At 39.0% G+C, this 22,626-nt stretch carries 17 protein-coding genes; 4 read left to right on the top strand and 13 right to left on the bottom strand.

Features of this window, described 5'->3' with window-relative positions:
• Positions 1 to 59: 59 nt before the first annotated feature.
• The 7 genes from ACPT8O_RS07490 to aceE form a co-directional block, all read right to left on the bottom strand.
• The gene (locus ACPT8O_RS07490) at positions 60 to 1,304 is read right to left on the bottom strand and encodes a nucleobase:cation symporter-2 family protein (protein WP_021035030.1); all 1,245 of its coding nucleotides are present in this window, start codon (positions 1,302 to 1,304) and stop codon (positions 60 to 62) included.
• 103 nt (positions 1,305 to 1,407) lie between these two features.
• A complete protein-coding gene (gene upp, locus ACPT8O_RS07485; RefSeq protein WP_005657618.1) occupies positions 1,408 to 2,034 on the bottom strand; it encodes a uracil phosphoribosyltransferase in 627 nt (208 codons plus the stop codon).
• A 139-nt stretch (positions 2,035 to 2,173) separates the two neighbouring features.
• Positions 2,174 to 4,240 carry a DNA polymerase III subunit gamma/tau gene (gene dnaX, locus ACPT8O_RS07480; RefSeq protein ID WP_021035031.1) on the bottom strand — a complete coding sequence of 689 codons (2,067 nt, stop codon included), beginning with the start codon at positions 4,238 to 4,240 and terminating at the stop codon, positions 2,174 to 2,176.
• Positions 4,241 to 4,251: 11 nt separating this feature from the next.
• Entirely contained in the window at positions 4,252 to 4,794 is a 543-nt protein-coding gene (apt, locus tag ACPT8O_RS07475) for an adenine phosphoribosyltransferase (protein WP_005657614.1), read from the bottom strand.
• Positions 4,795 to 4,952: 158 nt separating this feature from the next.
• The gene (lpdA, locus tag ACPT8O_RS07470) at positions 4,953 to 6,377 is read right to left on the bottom strand and encodes a dihydrolipoyl dehydrogenase (protein WP_021035032.1); all 1,425 of its coding nucleotides are present in this window, start codon (positions 6,375 to 6,377) and stop codon (positions 4,953 to 4,955) included.
• Positions 6,378 to 6,510: 133 nt separating this feature from the next.
• Complete coding sequence (gene aceF, locus ACPT8O_RS07465) at positions 6,511 to 8,412, bottom strand: pyruvate dehydrogenase complex dihydrolipoyllysine-residue acetyltransferase (protein ID WP_021035033.1); 1,902 nt, start codon at positions 8,410 to 8,412, stop codon at positions 6,511 to 6,513.
• A 61-nt stretch (positions 8,413 to 8,473) separates the two neighbouring features.
• The gene (gene aceE / locus ACPT8O_RS07460) at positions 8,474 to 11,134 is read right to left on the bottom strand and encodes a pyruvate dehydrogenase (acetyl-transferring), homodimeric type (protein ID WP_021035034.1); all 2,661 of its coding nucleotides are present in this window, start codon (positions 11,132 to 11,134) and stop codon (positions 8,474 to 8,476) included.
• A 299-nt stretch (positions 11,135 to 11,433) separates the two neighbouring features.
• Between aceE and mgsA the strand changes: the two genes are divergently transcribed.
• Positions 11,434 to 11,892 carry a methylglyoxal synthase gene (gene mgsA, locus ACPT8O_RS07455; protein WP_005687337.1) on the top strand — a complete coding sequence of 153 codons (459 nt, stop codon included), beginning with the start codon at positions 11,434 to 11,436 and terminating at the stop codon, positions 11,890 to 11,892.
• 144 nt (positions 11,893 to 12,036) lie between these two features.
• Here the strand turns inward: mgsA and ACPT8O_RS07450 are convergent, their stop codons facing one another.
• Positions 12,037 to 13,479 (bottom strand): YdgA family protein, encoded by a 1,443-nt coding sequence (locus ACPT8O_RS07450; RefSeq protein ID WP_021035035.1) that lies wholly within the window; start codon positions 13,477 to 13,479, stop codon positions 12,037 to 12,039.
• Positions 13,480 to 13,731: 252 nt separating this feature from the next.
• Here ACPT8O_RS07450 and dnaK point away from each other — a divergent pair, with 252 nt between their 5' ends.
• Both dnaK and dnaJ read left to right on the top strand, forming a co-directional pair.
• Positions 13,732 to 15,639, top strand: coding sequence for a molecular chaperone DnaK (gene dnaK, locus ACPT8O_RS07445; protein WP_021035037.1), 1,908 nt, complete (start codon positions 13,732 to 13,734; stop codon positions 15,637 to 15,639).
• A 227-nt stretch (positions 15,640 to 15,866) separates the two neighbouring features.
• Complete coding sequence (gene dnaJ, locus ACPT8O_RS07440; RefSeq protein WP_021035038.1) at positions 15,867 to 17,015, top strand: molecular chaperone DnaJ; 1,149 nt, start codon at positions 15,867 to 15,869, stop codon at positions 17,013 to 17,015.
• A 95-nt stretch (positions 17,016 to 17,110) separates the two neighbouring features.
• Here dnaJ and proA read toward each other — a convergent pair whose 3' ends face one another.
• The gene (gene proA, locus ACPT8O_RS07435) at positions 17,111 to 18,364 is read right to left on the bottom strand and encodes a glutamate-5-semialdehyde dehydrogenase (RefSeq protein WP_021035039.1); all 1,254 of its coding nucleotides are present in this window, start codon (positions 18,362 to 18,364) and stop codon (positions 17,111 to 17,113) included.
• A 20-nt stretch (positions 18,365 to 18,384) separates the two neighbouring features.
• Positions 18,385 to 19,047 (bottom strand): trimeric intracellular cation channel family protein, encoded by a 663-nt coding sequence (locus ACPT8O_RS07430; RefSeq protein WP_021035040.1) that lies wholly within the window; start codon positions 19,045 to 19,047, stop codon positions 18,385 to 18,387.
• A gap of 97 nt (positions 19,048 to 19,144) precedes the next feature.
• On the opposite strand from ACPT8O_RS07430, the gene ACPT8O_RS07425 reads away from it, so the two are divergent.
• Positions 19,145 to 19,945, top strand: a complete 801-nt coding sequence (locus tag ACPT8O_RS07425) for a hypothetical protein (protein ID WP_021035041.1) — start codon at positions 19,145 to 19,147, stop codon at positions 19,943 to 19,945.
• A gap of 32 nt (positions 19,946 to 19,977) precedes the next feature.
• On the opposite strand, the gene ACPT8O_RS07420 is transcribed toward ACPT8O_RS07425, so the two are convergent.
• The 3 genes from ACPT8O_RS07420 to ACPT8O_RS07410 all read right to left on the bottom strand — a co-directional run bounded on the left by ACPT8O_RS07420 (position 19,978) and on the right by ACPT8O_RS07410 (position 22,585).
• Positions 19,978 to 21,174, bottom strand: coding sequence for a Bcr/CflA family multidrug efflux MFS transporter (locus tag ACPT8O_RS07420; protein ID WP_021035042.1), 1,197 nt, complete (start codon positions 21,172 to 21,174; stop codon positions 19,978 to 19,980).
• 1 nt (position 21,175) lies between these two features.
• Positions 21,176 to 21,874 (bottom strand): 16S rRNA pseudouridine(516) synthase RsuA, encoded by a 699-nt coding sequence (gene rsuA, locus ACPT8O_RS07415; RefSeq protein WP_005667258.1) that lies wholly within the window; start codon positions 21,872 to 21,874, stop codon positions 21,176 to 21,178.
• Positions 21,875 to 21,964: 90 nt separating this feature from the next.
• Complete coding sequence (locus tag ACPT8O_RS07410) at positions 21,965 to 22,585, bottom strand: DUF1919 domain-containing protein (protein ID WP_146379035.1); 621 nt, start codon at positions 22,583 to 22,585, stop codon at positions 21,965 to 21,967.
• Positions 22,586 to 22,626: the final 41 nt, after the last annotated feature.

The raw sequence follows: 22,626 nt of genomic DNA, 5'->3' as shown, positions 1-22,626 counted from the left end.
ATGTATTACAGATTAAGTAAGAAAGGGCTAAATGATAATTTAACCCTTTGAAATGAGGATTATTCTACTTCATTTTTTGCTTTCGGTAAAACAAGGTTTAAGATGATAGCAACAATCGCACATAAGCTGATACCTTTTAGTGATACGTTACCCACATCTACAAACATATTGCCGATACCAAATGTCATTACAACAGAAATAATACATAGATTACGCGCTTCGGTAACATCAACTTTGCCACGAATTAAGGTGCTAATGCCCACGACTGCGATTGAACCGAAAACAAGCATCATAATTCCACCCATTACAATCGTTGGAATGGTTGATAGGAATGCGCCTACTTTTCCACAGAATGAAATCGCAATAGCCCAAACAGCAGCCCAAGTCATAATATTTGGGTTAAAGTTGCGTGTTAGCATCACAGCACCAGTAACTTCCGCATAAGTCGTATTAGGCGGACCGCCCACTAAAGAAGCTGCAGCAGTAGCGACGCCATCGCCTAATAAAGTGCGGTGTAATCCTGGTTTTTTTAGAAAATCTTTACCTGTCACAGAGCTAATCGCCATAATGCCGCCCACGTGTTCTACTGCTGGGGCAATAGCAATTGGTAACATATAAAGAATGGCTTCTAGGTTAAATTCAGGTGTCGTTAATTTTGGCAAACTGAACCAAGGTGCATCAATCACTGGTTGGAAATTAATTAAACCCAGAAACAAACACAAAATATAGCCTACGGTAATACCGAACATTATTGGAATAAGTTTCATCAATCCTTTGGCAAATACAGCCACAGATAAAGTGGTAAGAAGCGTTACCATTGAAACTAATACTGCGTCGTTATACGCATAAGCACTGTTTTTGCCTAAGGACATATCCACCGCAATAGGTGCAAGCCCCATGCCAATGATAATAATTACTGGCCCAACAACCACTGGTGGGAAAAAACGTTGTAGTGCTTCTGCTCCCCGTAATTTTACTAACGTACTCAAGGCGAAATAAACAAGCCCAGTAAACGCTAAACCGCCCATCGTAGTCGCAATACCCCAAGTTTGAACACCATATTGAATGGGCGCGATAAAGGCAAAAGATGATGCCAAGAAAATAGGCACTTGTTTGCCTGTACAAAATTGGAAAAGTAGAGTGCCAACGCCTGCTGTTAATAATGCCGTATTGGAATCAAGGCCTGTAATTAATGGTACAAGAACAAGCGCACCAAATGCGACGAAGAGCATTTGTAGGCCAACGAAAGATTGTTTTAATTTGCTTTGATTTTCCGAAGGAAAAGAAGAAGTTTGGTTTGTCATTTAGTTTCAACTCTCTGTTTGAATTAACTTAAAAGTGCGGTCAGTTTTTCTTGTGTTTCACGCACGGAAAAAAGACGGCTTAAATGCCGTCTTGTTTTGGGGATTATTTTGTCCCAAAAATTTTATCGCCCGCGTCACCAAGACCCGGAATAATGTAACCTTGTTCATTTAAATGGCTATCAATAGAAGCGCAGTAGAGTTCAATGTCAGGGTGCGCAGCCTCAAGAGCTTTAATTCCTTCTGGCGCAGCGACCAATACTAATACTTTGATATGTTTACAACCTTTTGCTTTTAAAAGATCGAGGGTGGCAATCATAGAACCGCCTGTTGCAAGCATTGGATCGACAACAATTGCAAGACGTTCTTCTAAATCGCTGGCTAATTTTTGAAAATAAGGGACTGGCTTAAGGGTTTCTTCATTACGGTAGATTCCCACTACACTGATACGTGCGCTTGGTACATGTTCAAGTACACCATCCATCATACCTAAACCTGCACGTAAAATTGGCACAACCGTTACTTTTTTACCTTTAATTCGATCAATTTCTACAGGGCCATTCCAACTGTTGATCGTTACTTTTTCAGTTTCTAAATCAGAGGTTGCTTCATAGGTTAATAGGCTACCAATTTCTGTTGCCAGTTCACGGAATTTTTTTGTATCAATCTCAGCTTCACGCATCACACCTAGTTTGTGTTTTACAAGTGGGTGTTTTACTTCAACTAGTTTCATTTTCACTCTCCTTTTGGCTCTTAAAAAACAAATTAACGAATTTTAGATTAAAAACATACAAAATGGTAGAGTTTAATAAAAATATTCTGATGGTTTTATAAATTTGATAGGGAAATTGTGAGGGGAAAACACAATATTTTTAAACTGGTCGAATACTTTCTACATCTAATTTTGCATCGAACTCATTGAGCAGAATTTGTAATTTACTATCTTTTTGCAATTCATTTTGAGCTTTTTCCCGCAATGCTTGATAAATATTACGGCGATATTCAATTGGCGTCGTGACATTGCTATCATCAAGATTGATTGTTAATCGAATATCTTTACCTTGCAATTTACTTAAAGCTTCAACCAAATTTTTTATACTTCTGTCTTGGCGTAAATGAGATTTTTCTGAATGTAGTCCAAGATTGATTTCATCATCGGTTTTGCTTTGTAAGAAACAATTTAACGCTAATTCTTTGCTAAATCCTGTTACGCCAGAACGTTCAACTATATCTGCCCACTCATCTTGTTGTTGAGTTTGGGTGATGATTTTTAAACGTAATTCAGGCGTAATATCTTTTAAAATCGCCTGTTTTATATCGGAAGGACGAACACCTGTATCGGCTTTAGCAAGTTCTGGATTGCTCCATTCCCAACGATAGGTGTCAGCACTCAAGATTTCTTGTTCATCTTGAGCCACTTCTGCATTATCATCACTTGAATTTTCTTCTGTGCTATTTTCTTGTGGAGCTTGTGCGGCATTTGGTGGTGATGTTGGCTTTTCTATGTGCTTGGGCTTTGGTTCAGTCATTTCTCGCACGGGAAGTGCGGTCATTTTTTTATGAGATTTTTCTTCGTCCAGTTCTTGGATATGATGTAAAGTTTCACTTACTGCAGCTAATGATTCAGCTTTGTGTTCTTGACGTTCTTGGTTTTCGAGTTGTGTTAAATGTTCTAGCGCATCTAAAGCCGAAAGGCTTGCCAAATTTGGAATGCTCGTTTTATTTGGTTTTGCTTGAGAATAAGCTGATTTTATACTTTGCGACAGTACTGGCACATCTACATAATTACCAGTATTTTCAACCGCACTTGGCGTTGATGGCGGTGGAGTAATTGTAGTGTTAGCCTTTGGTACTGCCGTAAGGAACTTTGGGTGGAATGCCAATGCCCTCAATAATGTCATTTCTGCTCCAATACGACGATTTGGCGCATTTGATAAATCTTTTCTACCAGAAATGATCACTTGATAAAAAAACTGAACATCTTCTGGAGAGATATGTTTGGCTAAAAATGAAAAATGTTCATTGTTATCTGAAGATTTTTGTGGAAGAAGTTGCATGAGTGCAATTTGATGTAATTTTTCTGCACATTCGCCAAGTAATTTATCCCAATCGCCTGCTGCATCTGCAACTCTTTGCAGTGTTCTCATTAAGAGTTCGCCATTGCCTTGGTGTAAGGCGTATAAAATATCAACAGAATAGTTATCATCAAGCAACCCTAACATATTGCTTACAACACTATTCGTAACTTGTCGGTCGCCCATTGCAATGGCTTGATCCGTTAAACTTAAACTATCACGAATACTTCCTTGCGCCGCTTTTGCAAGTTTAACTAATGCAGGCTCTTCAAAAGGAATATTTTCTTGCGTCAGAATATGGGCAAGATGCTGGGAGATTTGGGTTTCATCTAATGCTTTAAGATGAAATTGTAAACAGCGCGAAAGAATAGTTACAGGTAATTTTTGTGGATCCGTTGTCGCGAGTAAGAATTTTACATATTCTGGTGGTTCTTCCAAAGTCTTGAGCAACGCATTAAATGAATGACGAGATAGCATATGGACTTCATCGATTAAGTAAACCTTAAATCTGCCCACAACAGGTTTATATTGCACGTTATCCAATAATTCACGCGTGTCTTCAACTTTTGTGCGAGATGCCGCATCAATTTCAATTAAATCAATGAAATTGCCTTGCTCGATCGCTTTACAATTTTCACATTCTCCACAAGGGGTTGCTGTTACGCCGTGAACACAATTTAATCCTTTTGCGAATAATCTAGCAATAGAGGTTTTTCCTACACCACGCGTACCAGAAAAGAGATAGGCGTGATGTAGTCGATTATCTTTTAATCCATTTGCTAATGCCGTGATAATGTGTTCTTGCCCAACGACATCAGCAAATGTTTTTGGTCGCCATTTTCTGGCTAAGACTTGGTAGCTCATCGAATCCTTAATTAGTGACCTTCAAAATTGACGAGTGTATAGCAATCAACGCCCAAATTATTTAAGCGTTTTTCGCCACCTAATTCAGGTAAATTAATCACAAATGCAGCGTGTTTTACAGTTCCACCTAAACGTTGCACTAATTTTACCGTTGCTTCAACGGTGCCACCTGTTGCTAATAAATCATCAATAATTAAAACATTATCTCCTTGTGAAATTGCATCAACGTGCATTTCTAAAGTATCTTGACCATATTCTAATTGATAAGATTGCGAAATAGTCTCACGTGGTAATTTTTTAGGTTTACGTACTAATTCAAAAGGTAAACCTAAGGCTAAAGCTACTGGTGCGCCAAAAATAAAACCACGAGATTCAGTTCCAAGTACTTTTGTGATTCCTTTGTCTCGATATTGTTCCACAATAAGATCTATTGTTGCTTTAAAAGCTGCTGGAACTTCTAAAAGGGTCGTAATGTCGCGGAAGATAATGCCTTCTTTTGGATAGTTAGGAATTGATTTGATAGAAGATTTAATTAAATCAAGTTGTGTAGTCATAAATAATGCTCAAAAGTGCGGTAAAAAAATAAACGTTTTTAGACTGGCATTCTATCATAAAAAAATAGAAAGAGAGGAAAATAAAAATCCCCAATTGGGGATTTTTATTTAGGCTGGAATTTTTAATCTTAGCCGAATTAAAAATTCTTCAATAAGAATTATTTTTTCTTCGCTTTTGCATTTGGAAGGTCAGTGATTGAGCCTTCAAATACTTCCGCAGCTAAACCAACAGACTCGTGTAAAGTTGGGTGAGCGTGGATAGTTAATGCAATATCTTCTGCATCGCAACCCATTTCAATTGCCAAACCAATTTCGCCTAATAATTCCCCACCATTAGAACCTACGATTGCACCGCCAAGTACGCGATGTGTATCTTTATCAAAGATTAACTTCGTCATACCTTCTGAACATTCAGAGGCAATTGCACGGCCTGATGCAGCCCAAGGGAATTTAGCGACTTCGTAGTTTAAACCTTCTTGTTTACATTCTTTCTCGGTTTTACCTACCCAAGCCACTTCTGGTTCAGTATAAGCTATGGATGGAATCACTTTAGGATCGAAGTAGTGTTTTTGTCCCGCAATGACTTCTGCGGCAACGTGACCTTCGTGAACACCTTTATGTGCTAACATTGGCTGACCTACAATATCCCCAATTGCGTAGATATGTGGCACGTTGGTACGCATTTGTTTATCAACGTGAATAAAACCACGATCATCCACTTCAACGCCAGCTTTACCTGCATCAATCAATTTACCATTTGGCACACGACCGATAGCAACTAGAACCGCATCATAACGTTTTGTGTCATTGCATGCTTTGCCTTCCATTGAAACGTAGATGCCATCATCTTTTGCTGCAACTGCCGTCACTTTGGTTTCAAGCATTAACTTAAATTTTTTCTCAACTTGTTTAGTGTAAATACCAACAACATCTTTATCTGCTGCAGGAATCACTTGGTCGAACATTTCAACAACTTCAACTTCAGAACCTAAAGCATTGTATACAGTACCCATTTCTAAGCCGATGATACCACCGCCCATAATAAGTAGTTTTTTCGGTACTTCTTTTAATTTAAGCGCATCTGTTGAATCCCAAATACGTGGATCTTCGTGTGGGATAAAGGGTAATTGAACTGGACGAGAACCTGCCGCAATAATGGCATTGTCGAATTTAACAGTCGTTGGATTTCCATCGCGATCACGCGCAACTAATGTATGAGGATCGGTAAAAGCCGCTAAACCTTCAACAACAGTCACTTTACGCGCTTTTGCCATTCCCGCTAAACCGCCTGTTAATTTAGCAACAACGGCTTCTTTTCCTGCACGAACTTCATCTAGATCAATGCGTGGTTCACTAAAGTAAATACCATTTTTATTAGCATGCTTTGCTTCTTCAATTACTTTTGCAACGTGTAATAACGCTTTAGATGGAATACAACCTACGTTTAAACACACCCCACCTAAGGTTGAATAACGCTCAACAATAACAGTTTCTAATCCTAAATCCGCACAACGGAATGCGGCTGAATAACCTGCAGGACCTGCACCAAGTACAACGACTTGGGTTTTAATTTCTTTACTCATTTTTACCTCGTAAAAACGTTAAAAATATTGACCGCACTTTTACGGTCTTTGTAGTCTTTGTAGGGTGGGCTTCAGCCCACCAAAGATTTCTAATAGATCTCATTAATAGGTGGGCTTAAAGCCCACCTAAGTATTACATTACTAAGCGGCGTAAATCTGCTAAAACAGAGCCAAGATAGTTAATGAAACGAGCACCATCCGCACCATCAATGACACGGTGGTCAAATGATAATGACATCGGAAGAATTAAGCGTGGCGCAAATTCTTTACCGTTCCATACTGGCTCCATTGATGATTTAGACACACCGAGGATAGCTACTTCTGGCGCATTTACGATTGGCGCAAAATGGGTTGTACCAATACCACCAAGACTTGAAATGGTAAAACAGCCACCTTGCATATCTGATGCAGTCAATTTGCCTTCACGTGCTTTTTTCGACACTTCCATTAATTCACGTGAAAGTTCAATAATGCCTTTCTTGTTTACATCTTTGAATACTGGAACGACTAAGCCATTTGGCGTATCTACAGCAACACCAATATTAATGTATTTTTTCAAGATTAAACGTTGTGCATCTTCGGTAATTGAGCTGTTGAAACGAGGGTAGGCTTCTAATGCTTTTGCCGCTGCTTTCATAATAAACACAACTGGCGTGATTTTTACACCAAGTTTTTGTTTTTCTGCTAATACATTTTGTTCTTTACGGAAGGCTTCTAAATCAGTGATATCTGCTTTATCGAAGTGAGTAACGTGTGGAATTATTACCCAGTTACGATGTAAGTTAGCACCTGAAATTTTGTTGATACGACTTAATTCAACTTCTTCAATTTCACCAAATTTACTGAAATCAACTTTTGGCCACGGTAATAAGCCTAAGCCAGCACCGTTTGCTACGCCATTGCCTGATGCTTGGGCTGTTGCACCGCTTTCATAGGCTTTAACTGCGGTCTTCACATAAGCTTCGATATCTTCTTTAACGATACGACCTTTACGACCTGTACCTTTTACTTTATCTAAGTTTACGCCAAATTCACGTGCTAAACGACGAATTACAGGTGTTGCGTGTGCATAGCCTGTACTTGCTTCTACTTGTTCTTGGCTTAATCCAGATACGTTGTTATTTGATTGAGGTGCTTGTGCAGTAGGTGCAGGAGCTGCTGCCTGTGGTGCTGATGCTGATGTTGAAGCTGATGTTGCTGCTGGAGCTGCGCCTGCTACTTCAAAACGCATAATTAATGAACCAGTTGAAACTTTATCGCCTGATTTCACTAGAATTTCTTTTACCACACCACCGAATGGAGCAGGAACTTCCATTGAGGCTTTATCGCCTTCAACGGTAATTAAAGATTGTTCTTCAGTGATTGTATCGCCAACTGCGACCATAATTTCGGTTACATTGACTTCATCGCCACCAATATCTGGCACATTCACATCTTTGATTGCAGATGTTGTAGCAGCTACAGGCTCAGCAGTTTGAGCAGGTGCTGTTGCAGCAACTGGAGCAGCTGATGCTGTTTCAAATTTCATAATCAATTTGCCAGTTGAAACTTTGTCACCGACATTGATTAAAATTTCTTTTACCACACCTGCGATTGGAGCAGGAACTTCCATTGAAGCTTTATCGCCTTCAACATTAATGATCGATTGATCAACTTCAACGCTATCGCCCACTTTAACCATAATTTCAGTAACATTGACTTCATCAGATCCAATATCTGGCACATTTACTTCCACAATAGCTGAAGCCGTTGGTGCGGTAGCAGCCACTGGTGCAGTAGGTGCATCAGCTGCTGGTGCAGCACCTGCCGCTTCTAATACAAGCATTGGAGTACCAGTTGAAACTTTATCGCCCACTTTGACTAAAACTTCTTTTACAACACCAGCTTCTGGTGCAGGGACTTCCATTGAAGCTTTATCGCCCTCAACGTTAATAATGGATTGATCAACAGAAATGGTATCTCCCACATTTACCATCACTTCTGTTACGGTAACTTCATCGCTACCAATATCTGGAATATTAATTTGTTTTGACATTTGTTTGTTCCTTTTAAAGTGCGGTCAAAATTTACCAAAATTTTAACCGCGTTCTTATCAATTACGCATAAAGCGGATTGATACGATCCACATTTAAGCCAAATTTTGCAATCGCATCAGCCACTACTTTAGTAGTAACTGTACCTTCTTTTGCTAATTGTGAAAGTGCTGCAACCACCACATAACGAGCATCGACTTCAAAGTGTTCACGTAAGTTTGCACGGCTATCTGAACGACCGAAACCATCTGTACCTAATACGTGATAGTGACGATTTGGAACAAACGCACGAATTTGATCAGCGTAACCTTTCACATAGTCAGTTGAAGCAACTGTTGGTAAATCAGCTAATACTTGAGTAACATAAGGCACACGTTGTGTCTCTGTTGGGTGTAATAAGTTCCAACGTGCCGCATCGTGGCCTTCACGAGCTAATTCATTGAAAGATGGGGCAGAGAATACATCAGCGGTTACGCCATAATCATTTGCAAGAATTTGTGCTGCTTCACGCACGTGACGCATAATTGCACCAGAACCTAACAATTGAACGTGACCTTTGCCTTTTTTACCTTCCACTGTTTCAAATTTATATAAACCTTTACGGATACCTTCTTCCGCACCAGCAGGCATTGCAGGTTGATCCATAACTTCATTTAATGTAGTCATATAATAGAACACATCTTCTTGTTTTTCGCCGTACATACGGTTAATACCGTCTTGCATAATTACAGCGACTTCAAATGCGAATGATGGATCGTAAGTAACGCAATTAGGAATAACGCCCGCTTGAATATGGCTGTGACCGTCTTCGTGTTGTAAACCTTCTCCATTTAAGGTTGTACGACCAGAAGTACCCCCTACCATAAAGCCACGCGCTAATTGGTCTCCCGCTGCCCACATTAAATCGCCCACGCGTTGGAAACCAAACATTGAGTAATAGATGAAGAATGGAATCATTGGTTGGTTATTGACAGAATATGAATTCGCAGCTGCTAACCAAGATGCCGTTGCACCTAATTCATTGATGCCTTCTTGTAGCACTTGACCATCTTTCGCTTCACGGTAGTAAGCCACTAAATCACGATCTGAAGGCACATAGTTTTGACCGTGAGGATTATAAATACCAACTTGACGGAATAAACCTTCCATACCGAAAGTACGCGCTTCATCCGCAATCATTGGAACGATAGTTTTACCAATATTTTTATCTTTTAATAGGATGTTTAATGCACGAGTGAACGCCATAGTGGTTGAAATACCACGAGGTTGTTCTTCTAATAATGCTTTAAACTCTTCTAATGCAGGAACTTTATATTCAACATCAAATTTAGTACGACGAGCAGGAACATAGCCGTTTAATGCTTTACGGTGGCCATGTAAGTATTCATACTCAGGAGTGCCTTCAGCAAATTTAATGTATTCCAATTTTTCGACTTGTTCATCGGTTAATGGTAGTTCAAAGAAGTCACGGAAACCTTTAAGGCTTTCGTAAGACATTTTTTTAGATTGGTGAGCGGTGTTTTTACTTTCCGCTTCAGGAATTTTATAACCTTTAACTTGATGGGCTAAAATTACAACTGGTTTCGTTGCATTTTGTGCTTTTACATAGGCTGCATATAATTTTTCGCTATCGTGTGCGCCACGGCGTAATGCCCAAATTTCATCATCGGTCATATCTGCTACTAATGCCGCAGTTTCTGGGTAACGACCGAAGAAGTGTTCACGAATATACGCACCATCTTTAGATTTAAAGGTTAAATAGTCGCCATCAACCACTTCCATCATTAACTGAGTTAATTTACCTGAAGTATCTTTAGCGAATAATTTATCCCAATCGCTTCCCCATAAAACTTTAATCACTTCCCAGCCCGCACCAGTAAATAATCCTTCTAATTCTTGAACGATTTTACCGTTACCATTCACAGGGCCATCTAAACGTTGTAAGTTACAGCTAATAGTGAAGATTAAGTTATCTAATTTTTCACGTGCTGCGAAAGTTAATGCTCCTTTAGACTCAATTTCATCCATCTCGCCATCGCCTAAGAAAGCATAAACTTTTTGATCTTTGGTATCTTTTAAGCCACGGTTATCTAAGTATTTTAAGAAACGCGCTTGATAGATGGCGTTTACAGGGCCTAATCCCATAGAAACCGTAGAGAATTGCCAAAATTCAGGCATTAATTTAGGGTGTGGATATGAAGATAAACCGTCCGTAAAGGCTTCTTGACGGAAGTTATCCATTTGTTCTTCAGTTAAACGACCTTCTAAGAAAGCACGCGCATACATACCTGGTGCTGCATGGCCTTGGAAGAAAATTAAGTCGCCACCGTTTTTCTCTGTTGCAGCTTTGAAGAAGTGGTTATAACACACTTCATACATAGTTGCAGCAGATTGAAAAGTGGAAATATGACCACCTAAGTCAAGATCTTTCTTCTGACTGCGTAAAACCATTGCGATCGCATTCCAACGTACTGCTGAACGAATACGACGTTCGATGGCGTGATCACCTGGATAAGCAGGTTGCTCAGCCACAGGAATAGTATTCACGTAATCAGTGGTTACCCCTGTTGGCAATGAAACACCACTTGTGCGTGCTTGACCAATAACTTGCTCAACGATATATTGAGCACGTTCAACGCCCTCTTCACGAATTAATGAATCTAATGATTGCAACCAATCTTGTGTTTCGATTGGATCAACGTCATTTTTTAAAATCTCAGACATAGGTTTTCCTTAATCTGTTTTGAGTGAATATTAGTTTAGACAAGGCTAAACACGAATACGGCAACATTTGCTTTTCACAAACATTTAACAAATCTTGTAAATTTTAGAAGATTTTTTGAGATAAAGATAGTGAATTTTCATCAAATCATCATATCAAATCAGCTTTGGCGTAAATAATTATTTGAAAGTGCGGTAATTTTTTCGTGTTTTTTTGTTCGCTAAAATAACCAGTAAAATATTGCATTCCAGTTGGCTTTGCTTTAAAGTTTTTTCAAATTTTTTTCAAAAAGGAATCAGCAATGCAGACAACAACTCGAACCCTCACTCAACACAAACGTATTGCACTTGTGGCTCACGATAGCTGCAAAAAAAATTTACTGAATTGGACGCAAAAACACAAAGAGGCTCTTAAGCCTCATATACTTTATGCAACAGGTACGACTGGACATATTTTAGAACGAGAAACAGGTTTAAGCATTCAATCTTTATTAAGTGGTCCGATGGGCGGCGACCAACAACTTGGAGGATTAATCGCAGAAAAGAAAATTGACATGATGATCTTCTTTTGGGATCCAATGAATGCCGCACCACACGATCCTGATGTAAAAGCCCTCATGCGTATTGCAACAGTGTGGAATATCCCTGTCGCTATTAATCAAAGTTCTGCAGATTTTCTTTTAACTTCAGTTTTATTTGAACAAGATGTGGAAATTGACGTGCCAGATTATGAAGGGTATTTAAAAGAGCGTTTAGCTTAAACTGCAACGAAAATTTACCGCACTTTATAGTTGTAGGGTGGGCTTTAGCCCACCAATTAACCATAAAAAATGAATAAAAACGGTGGGCTGAAGCCCACCCTACGATACTGAAAAACGCGAACAAAATTTATCGCCCTGTTTTAGTTATCTCCCAAATCCCCCCATTACAAGTATAAAGAGTACCATTTTCAATTGTTCTTCTGGGATTGGCTTGCCGTTTAGTTTCAATTCGTTATTCTCTAAAGCAAGCGTTAATGTGACGGTTTTATCGGTGTTTACGATAATGCCATTTGCTTCGCCTTCAGCAACTAATTCATCTATTCTGTAAACTAAATCTTGCTTTTGGTTTTCTGGTGTGAATTTAGATAACAATGAAATTGTAGTTTCTTTATTCACATCAAAATTGATGGAAAAATCTTTGAATTGTTTGTATAAGCCACTACGCATTAAATCAAATTTAGGATTTGGCACTAAAGCAATGTTCAGATCTAATGCTACTTTGCCTTTTTCATCAGAAATAGAAAGAGGGGCAAACTTAATTTGAGGCTGATTATTTGCAATGACCATGCCTGCTTGTTGTAATTTTTGCACCAATGGTTTAGGTAACGGCATATCTGAATCAGCCTTGCCTATTGCTACTAAAATGTTTAAAAGTTCTTGTAATGCATTGCCATCAATGTGATTCAATTCTAGGTTGTTGGTAAATTTCCCTAAATTTTTGCCATTAATATGTAGTTCATCCATATTAGTTTTACTGATGATGTTTACTGTGTCGTCATCAACTTGAGTCATTAAATCTGATTGGCTATTTTTCTGAATCAGAGAAAATTTTTCTCCTGTCTCTGCAAACTCGGTATTTTGCTCAAAATAACCAATTTTGCTATTGAGGTTTCCACTATAAATAAATGGCCATTTTGTATTTTGTAATGCGCCTTGTACGACAAGATCTTTTATTTTAATTGATGAAGCAGTTGAAACTGCATGATTTGGGTCATTTGAATTAAATGCATCTACAGATAGCGTATAATGGCTGGGTTCATTTTTGTCTAAATCAACATTTAATACGATATTTGACCAATCAAAATCTGCCTTAGATTGTTCATTGTGATATTGTCCCGATGCAAGTTTTAATTCCGCATTACCGTTTAAGGCATAATTCATTGCGAAATTCAGTTGTAGCGGTTTTTCTGATTTTGTGACGTCAAAAAGTGCCTGAGTTGTTGCATTTTTTCCTAACAAGGTTTGGCTTGAGAAAATGGTTGGAACGAAATTCAGTTTTGCCACACGATCAAGCGGCAAAGGCCCGTGATAAAGTATTGATGATAAAGGAATAATGATCGTTTCATTTGCTTTATGAATTTCAATTTGATCTTGAATATGAGACGCAAATAATCCTCTGTCATATTTTATATTTTTATAAAAAATTTTACTTTCTTCTAATGCCTCAGTTTTGGCAAATAGTTGATTTAATTGTTTTAGTTGATGTAAATATTCTTCTTCAGCTTTTTTCCCTGTAAACCATGCACTGGTACACCAAACAGCAGCAAGCGCAACGACTACGCCTGCAGCAATTTTTGATTTTTTCATTTATTTCTTTCCTATTTTAAAGTAAAAATTTTCGCCAAATTTATCACAAATCCCTTTTTCTTGCCTGAAAATTTTTGTTTTCCCCTTGAAGTTCATCATTTGAGACTTATTTTGAAAAACAAGAACGGAAATTACCGCACTTTAAGAAATAAAAAATTTTTAAAATTTTCTCTTGAAATGCGAAAGAATATCCACATCTTAAAACTCGTAATAAATTACCCTGAATTTTAAAATTTTTACTAGGAGTACAAAATGGGAAAAATTATTGGTATTGACTTAGGTACAACAAACTCTTGTGTAGCTGTAATGGACGGCGACAAAGCTCGTGTAATTGAAAATGCAGAGGGTGCGCGTACCACTCCATCAATCATTGCATATACAGATAACGAAACTTTAGTGGGTCAGCCAGCAAAACGTCAAGCAATCACTAACCCGAAAAATACATTGTTTGCTATTAAACGTTTAATTGGTCGTCGTTTTGAAAGTGAAGAAGTTCAACGCGATATTAAAATTATGCCTTTTGAAATTACTCGTGCTGACAATGGCGATGCTTGGGTCAATGTAAAAGGCGATAAATTAGCACCGCCACAAATCTCTGCTGAAGTGTTGAAAAAAATGAAAAAAACGGCAGAAGATTTCTTGGGCGAGTCTGTAACAGAAGCGGTAATTACCGTTCCTGCATACTTTAACGATGCACAACGTCAAGCAACGATTGATGCAGGTAAGATCGCTGGTTTAGACGTTAAACGTATCATTAATGAACCAACAGCGGCTGCGTTAGCGTTCGGTTTAGGTTCAAGTAAAGAGAACCAAGTGATCGCAGTTTATGACTTAGGTGGTGGTACATTCGATATTTCAATCATCGAAATTGATAACTTTGATGGCGAACAAACTTTCGAAGTATTGGCAACGGGGGGGAACACTCACTTAGGCGGGGAAGACTTTGATAACCGTGTAATTGATTACATCATTGATGAATTCAAAAAAGAACAAAACATCGATTTACGTAATGATGCGATGGCATTACAACGTGTGAAAGAAGCGGCAGAGAAAGCAAAAATTGAACTTTCATCAGCGCAATCTACCGAAGTCAATTTACCTTACATCACTGCAGATGCGACTGGCCCTAAACATTTAGCATTAAATATCACTCGTGCAAAATTAGAAGCATTGGTAGAAGATTTAGTGGCAAGCTCAATTGAGTCACTTACAACTGTATTAAAAGATGCTGGTAAAGGTGTAAGTGAAATCCACGATATTATTCTTGTGGGTGGCCAAACTCGTATGCCACTTGTACAACAAAAAGTGGCTGAGTTCTTTGGTAAAGAAGCTCGTAAAGATGTAAACCCTGATGAAGCGGTGGCAATCGGTGCGGCAGTACAAGGTGGTGTATTAAAAGGCGATGTGAAAGACATTCTTTTATTAGATGTTACTCCATTATCACTTGGTATCGAAACCATGGGTGGCGTGATGACCACTTTAATTGAGAAAAACACCACGATTCCAACCAAAAAATCGCAAGTATTCTCAACAGCAGAAGATAACCAAAGTGCGGTAACTATTCACGTTCTTCAAGGTGAACGTAAACGTGCGGCAGACAATAAATCTTTAGGTCAATTCAACCTAGAGGGTATTAATCCTGCACCACGTGGTATGCCACAAATCGAAGTAACATTTGATATCGATGCAAACGGCGTAATCAACGTATCGGCAAAAGATAAAAATACGGGTAAAGAGCAACAAATTCGTATTCAAGCATCTTCTGGTTTATCTGATGAAGAAATTCAACAAATGGTGCGTGATGCAGAAGCAAATGCTGATGCAGACCGTAAATTTGAAGAAGTTGTTCAAGCTCGTAACCAAGCAGATGGTATTGCTCACGCAACACGTAAACAAATTGCAGAAGCTGGCGATGCATTGAGTGCCGCAGACAAAGAGAAAATTGAAGCTGCAGTCGCTGAGCTTGAAACCGCAGCAAAAGGCGAAGATAAAGCAGAGATTGAAGCGAAAATTGAAGCAGTAATTAAAGCCTCTGAACCATTAATGCAAGCAGCTCAAGCAAAAGCTCAACAAGCTAGTGGCGAGCAACCACAACAATCATCAGCAAAAGATGATGGCGTGGTAGATGCTGAATTTGAAGAAGTGAAAGATAATAAATAATTCACCGCTCTTCTTAACATAAACAAAGGGCGTGGAAACACGCCCTTTTGGTGTATATAAATGATCCCCCTCTTTAGAAAAGAGGGGTTAGGGGAGATTTGATAGCGATATCAAATTTTCTTATGAGCTAAATTTACTTCTGCCAAATCTCCCCCCGCCCCTCTTTGTTAAAGAGGGGAGTATGTTACAAGCGGTCAAATTTCTATAAAATTTACAAACGAAACACTATGGCAAAAAAAGATTACTACGAAGTCCTTGGATTGAAAAAAGGGGCGAGTGAGAACGATATTAAACGTGCGTATAAACGTTTAGCGTCTAAACATCACCCTGATAAAAACCAAGGCAGTAAAGAAGCAGAAGAAAAATTCAAAGAAATTAATGAAGCTTATGAAGTATTAGGCGACGATCAAAAACGCGCAGCCTACGATCAATATGGCCACGCAGCCTTTGAACAAGGTGGGGGAGCTGGTGGTTTCGGTGGCGGCTTTGGTGGTGCTGATTTCGGCGATATGTTCGGCGATATTTTTGGAGACATTTTCGGCGGTGGTGGACGTGGTCGTCAGCGCGTTGTTCGTGGCGAAGACTTACGTTATGACTTAGAAATTACTTTGGAAGAAGCTGTAAAAGGTACAACCAAAGATATTCAAATCAATACTCTTGCACATTGTGATAGCTGTGGTGGTTCTGGGGCTGAAAAAGGTTCTAAAGTGGAAACTTGTCCGCATTGCCACGGTTCTGGTCGAATTCGTCGTCAGCAAGGTTTCTTCGTATCTGAAAGTATTTGTCCAACTTGTCATGGTAGCGGTAAGAAAATTGAAAAACCTTGTCGCAGCTGTCATGGAGAAGGGCGAGTTCATAAGAAAGAAAATCTTTCAGTAAAAATTCCTGCAGGCGTAGATACGGGCAATCAACTTCGTTTAGCTGGAAAAGGCGCAGTGGGCGAAAATGGTGCGCCAGCTGGCGATTTATATGTGGTCATTCACGTAAGAGAACATCATATTTTTGAACGTGATGGTTCTAATCTTTACTGCGAAGTACCAATTAGCTTTGCAATTGCGGCATTAGGTGGGGAAATTGAAGTGCCAACTTTAGATGGTAGAGTGAAGCTTAAAATTCCTGCAGAAACCCAAACTGGAAAATTATTCCGTATGCGAGGCAAAGGTGTCGCCTCTACACGTAGTGGCTATGCGGGCGATTTGATTTGCCGTATTGTGGTAGAAACGCCAGTTAATTTAACCAGCGAACAAAAAGAATTACTTCAAAAACTTGAAGAAAGTTTACAAGGTAAAGATTTAAGTAAACACGCACCAAAATCTTCAGGATTTTTAGATGGTGTGAAAAAATTCTTTGATAATTTGGGTAAGTCTGACAAATAAAGATTATGAAAAAGTCCGCATTTCGCGGACTTTTTTATATGCAAATAATCTCTTTTAAAAATTACCGCACTTTTTGTGCTTTTTGTTCAATGGCACTATTTGCGAACCGTATATTCTCCTTCACACACCCATTTATAACTCGTTAATGCTTCTAATCCCATTGGGCCACGAGCGTGAAGTTTTTGAGTACTCACGGCAACTTCTGCGCCTAATCCAAATTGTCCGCCATCAGTAAAGCGTGTGCTTGCATTCACATAAACGGCAGCTGCATCGACTTGATTAATAAATTGACGGGCTAGGTTTTGTGAAGCGGTTAAAATACTTTCAGAATGTTGCGTACCATATTGGCGGATATGCTCAATAGCTGCATGAATATCTTCCACAACAACCACATTCAAATCCAATGATCCCCACTCTTCGCGCAATTCTTTTTCTGTCACTTCGCAGACATTCGCACCCGCTTGTTTTAATATATTAAGTGCGGTGGATTTTGCGTGATATTTTACGTTTTTGGCAGCGAGGTGAGACACGAGTTTAGGTAAAAATTCTTTAGCAATAGAATGTTGAACTAACAATGTTTCCAATGTGTTACAAGTGCTTGGACGTTGTGTTTTAGCGTTATCAATAACAAAAATCGCTTTATTTTGATCCGCACTTTCTTCAACGAAAGTATGGCAAACACCCACGCCACCTACAATAACAGGAATAGTTGAATGTTGTTTACACAATTCATGTAAACCCGCACCACCACGAGGAATAATCATATCCACATAGCGATCTAGTTTTAATAATTGCATAACGAGTTCACGGTTTGGATCGGTAATGGCTTGCACAGCAAATTTTGGTAAGCCTGCTTGTTCTAAAGCATTTTGCACAACTTCGATTAAGATCTTGTTAGAAAACTGCGTTTCTTTACCACCGCGTAAAATCACTGCATTACCCGTTTTAAGGCAAAGACTTGCCACATCAATGGTTACATTTGGGCGAGATTCATAAATTGTGCCAATGACGCCGAGCGGCGTGCGTACGCGTTCGATTTTAAGTCCGCTATCCAATGTACCGCCGTCTATGATTTTACCCACAGGATCTGCAAGTGAAATAACATGGCGTACATCATTAGCAATGCCTTGCAAACGTTCTTGCGTGAGCAGTAGGCGATCAATCAAAGCATCGGATAATCCATTTTGTTTAGCAAGTTCAATATCTTTTGCGTTTTCGGCTAAGATAAGCGGTGCTTGTTGTTCGAGTTGTTCTGCAATAATGGATAATGCACGATTTTTTTCAGCAGTGGTGAGTTGAGCCAAGATAAATGCAGCATCTTTAGCTTGTTTACCCATTTGTTCTAACATAGTTATTTCCTTTATTGTATTTATTTCTTTTTCTTTGGCAGCTTATCTTGTTCTTCCGATGTGAGTTCTTGGTAATTAAACACCGGCAAACCCCATTCAAAATGAATAGCTAAAAGGCGTAAAGTAAAGCTGCTAATAAGTGTGAGTAACACGGCAAGCGTATGTTCTACTTGAATTGTGCTTAATGCGTAATAAGTCAGCGTGGCAAATAGCGCAATGCTGGCGTAGAGTTCTTTTTGGAATACCAGAGGAATTCGATTGCATAGCATATCGCGTAGAACACCGCCAAAGGCACCTGTAATACAGCCTGCAATACAAACAATAGTGAGGCTATGTCCCATATCCATTGCAATTTGCGCGCCAATAATGGAATACACCACTAAGCCCATCGCATCAAGCACCAAGAAAATAGTGCGGAAATAGCGCATAAAATGATTGATGAACGGTGCAACATATACGGTAATTACTGCCGCACTTGCCACCATTAAAAAATATTCTGGGTGCTTAACCCAGCCTAGAGGGTAATGCCCAAGCAGTACATCACGCACAGAGCCGCCACCAATGGCAGTAACGGATGCGATAATTATCACGCCAAAAATATCCATTTTTTCACGACCTGCCGCAAGTGCACCTGTCATTCCTTCAGCAGTGATACCGATGATATATAAAATACTAAGTAACATTCATGTACCTAAGTGCGGTTAAAATTGGTTTCATTCTACTTTAAAATTTAATGAATTTTTAGCATAATGGCGCATTATTTTTTCAGACGTCAAAATTATGTCAGAACAATCTTCTAAATATATCGCAGCATTGCTTGCGGTATTATCAACCTTAATGGTGCTTGGCATCGATCTATTTATTTTTTCTTTGCAATCTGAAAAACAAACAATGCCTCACTTAGGTGTAGGCGTGTTGGTTGCACAGTTAATTTCTTTATTGGTGTTTTATCGTGGCGAAATTTGCCCTGGACAACGTGGTCGTTTAATCAAAGTTAATCTGACTTTTGCTATTTATTGGGCGGTCTGGTTGCTGATAAGCCTATTACAGAATAATCACACGCTTACTAACGTGATGAGTGTATGTGGCCTTTCTGTCGTGTATTTTATTTGGAAACAGCCAAAAACTGAAAAAATCCGTAACAGCTTTTTATTGATGGCTGCATTAATTGCGGGTTTAGGTTGCTTGAGTTATTTAATGATTTTTACCGTGCTTCCTGCGAGTGATTTTGCTGAATATAACCCTTTTGCACCGATTTTATCTGGTGTGATTTTAGCAAATCTTTCGCTTGTGATTGCACGTAGTCGTTTGGACGGTTTTATCGCATTGTTGCCCTTAGCCATGATTATATTGCTTGCTTTAAATGCCTTGGCAATGTTCTTATTTTTGCTTTTAAATGGCATGGAAAGTGCGGTTAATTCTGAGAGTGTTTTTGCCTACATCATTTATTTTGTTTGCCATTTTGTTATTGCGGCTATTCTGATTCTGCATGGTTTCCAAAAGTGGAAATTATCTGCCAATAGCTTATTTATCCTATTATTTATTGCTGCTTGCTTGCCGTTATGGATGGTATTTGTTTAATAAAGAAAACAATCATTGAGCCGTGGGGATATTTACCCACGGCTTTTTAGATTTCGGCTGGTTAGAAAATAATAGGATAATACGGAAATCGCGACACATGCTCCCATAGTAAAGAGCATTGGGGCAGCGGTATCCATTTTCATTGACGCAACTAAACTTCCCATCATTGCACCTACTGCAAAACGCACGCTACCAATCAAAGAATTTGTAGTCCCCGCCATTTGAGGACATCTTTCTAAAGCTGATGCCATTGCATTTGATGAAATCACAGGGTTTGGACCGATGAAAAGGGCAACGCCAATTGCCATTGACCAAAAGCCGAGATCTAAAAGTGCGGTCAAAATTAGCCACATTCCTGAAATAAATTGAATTGCGAGGGCTATCCGTAGCATTGTTTCTGCACCAATTTTGGTGACAAATCGGGTATTCAAAAAGGAAGCAAAGATCATCGTAATGATATTCATCATAAAGAAGTAACCGAACTGTTCGACAGGAACCCCATAAATGCCGATATATACAATTGAGCCTGCGGTGACAAAGGTAAATAATCCGCCAAAGCCAAAGGAGGTGGCAAACATATAGCCAAGCACTTCTTTTTGTTTCCAAAGCAGAAGGAAATTGCGCGCAATAATATTTAAGCGCAGTGGAATGCGATTTTCTTTTTTATGGGTTTCTGGAATGATAAAAAAGACCAATGCTGCGGCTAGTAATCCCACCAGTGAAATGACGTAAAAAATCGCGTGCCAGTGGAAAAACTTAACGATGTAACCACCAATAATTGGCGCAACTAAAGGTGCAAGCATAAACACTAACGTGATGGTGGACATCACTTTAGATAGCTGATCTTTACTAAATAAATCACGTAATAATGCGCCTGAAAGCACAACAGGTGCGGCACCAAAGAAACCTTGTACAAAACGAAGTGCGGTAAAATTTCCAACTGAATTTATTTCGGTAAGCACTAAAGCTGTTAATGCGCCCACAATAACACCGAGTAAAATGATCGGTTTTCGTCCGAAACTATCACCAAAAGGCCCCCAAAAAAGCTGACCAAACGCCATGCCATAAGCAAAAGAGGTGAGCGTGTGTTGTACTTGTTCTGGACTCACGCCGAGATCTTTCGCAATTTCTAAAAAAGACGGCAAATACATATCCACGCCAAAGGGCGGTAGCATAGAGAGAATACCGAGGGTAAGAATAAAGATGAAAGTCGATTTTTGTTGATTCATATTATTTTACTAACTTTTCAATTTCACTTTGAGTTAATGGGCGGTATTCGCCTTCTTCTAAGGATTCATCCAACACTACATCACCAATTTTCCAGCGATGTAATCCAACGACTTTATTCCCAAGTGCGGCAAACATACGTTTTACTTGATGATAACGACCTTCAGAAATGGTCAGATTCACATTGTAATCATCTAAAATTTCTAATTTTGCTGGTTTAGTGGGCTCTTTTTCTCCGCGTAATAAAATACCTTCCGAACAAGCCGCTGCATAATTTTCTTCTACAGGATCAGCTAATGTCACCAAATATGTTTTTTCACAATGATGCTTTGGGGAAGTAATACGATGTGACCATTGTCCATCATCAGTAAGCAATACGAGACCTGTCGTATCCACATCTAAGCGACCTGCGCTATGTAATTTTCCAGCTAAAGGGTAATCGAAAAATTGATAAATAGTTGGATAGTCGCCGTCATCATTAGAACAAACACAGCCTTGTGGTTTATGCAACATAAAATACTGGCCTTCTTCGATCCAAGTTAATAATTCATCTTCAAAATAAATTTCGTCTTCTTGTGAAATTTGAACCGAACCACTTTTGACAATTTCACCATTAATTTTTACCGCACTTTGACGGATCGCTTTTGTTGCTTGAGAACGCGTTAAGCCCGTATTTTCAGCAATAAATTTATCTAATCTCATTATGTTTTCTCTTGTTAAAATTCGCTAGGCATTGTACAGGTTTTTGCTTTTAGAACGAAACAAAAAAGGCTGCAATGCAGCCTTTATCTATTAAGCTTGGTTAAACCACTTCAGGTAATCGAATTGATCGTAATATTTTTTCCCATTCCAGCCAGAAAATTCAAAAATATCGCCCACCTGATTTTGCTTCTCGAAGCCTTTTATATAACAAGCCGATTTAAAAGCTGGATAGGGCTTGTGAGTAAAAATCACTTTATTTTTGAAAGGGAGTTGATCAAAAAGTTGAATGTCTTTTTCGGTCACGCCGTCTCGATCTGTCATCATAATAAAAAAATTGTCTAACTTCATTCGTGACGTGCGAAGTTGCCATTTTTCATTGGCTTCTTGCTCACTGTGATAATGCATAAAATGAATTTCAAGATCGGCAAGTTTTCCCACTGGATAACTTTTTTCTGTTTGTACGAATGTGAGAGGTTGAGTACGGTAGAAATCCATATTTTGTAAATAACGCAAAAAATCCTGTGGCGAGAGACAGAGATTCACAAAAGGGGAATTAAACGGCTGGTGCAAATCATGTAAGATAAAAGCCCCCACGCAATTGGCAGAAATGACAGTCATACCTTGATTTGTTAGTTTACGTTGCAGAGTGCGATTAATGAAAAATCTTTGGCATTTATTCACCGCACTTTTAATTTTTTGAAATGGATTCATTTTCTCATCCTTTATGCTTTTGTTGCGAAAATCCTACCTTT

This window comes from Haemophilus sp. HN_Hi08 (assembly GCF_049824455.1).
In the GTDB taxonomy this organism is placed as follows: Bacteria; Pseudomonadota; Gammaproteobacteria; order Enterobacterales; family Pasteurellaceae; genus Haemophilus; species Haemophilus influenzae_D.
The sequence above is the reverse complement of the archived record's forward strand: the minus strand, read 5'-3'. Positions and strand labels throughout refer to the sequence as shown.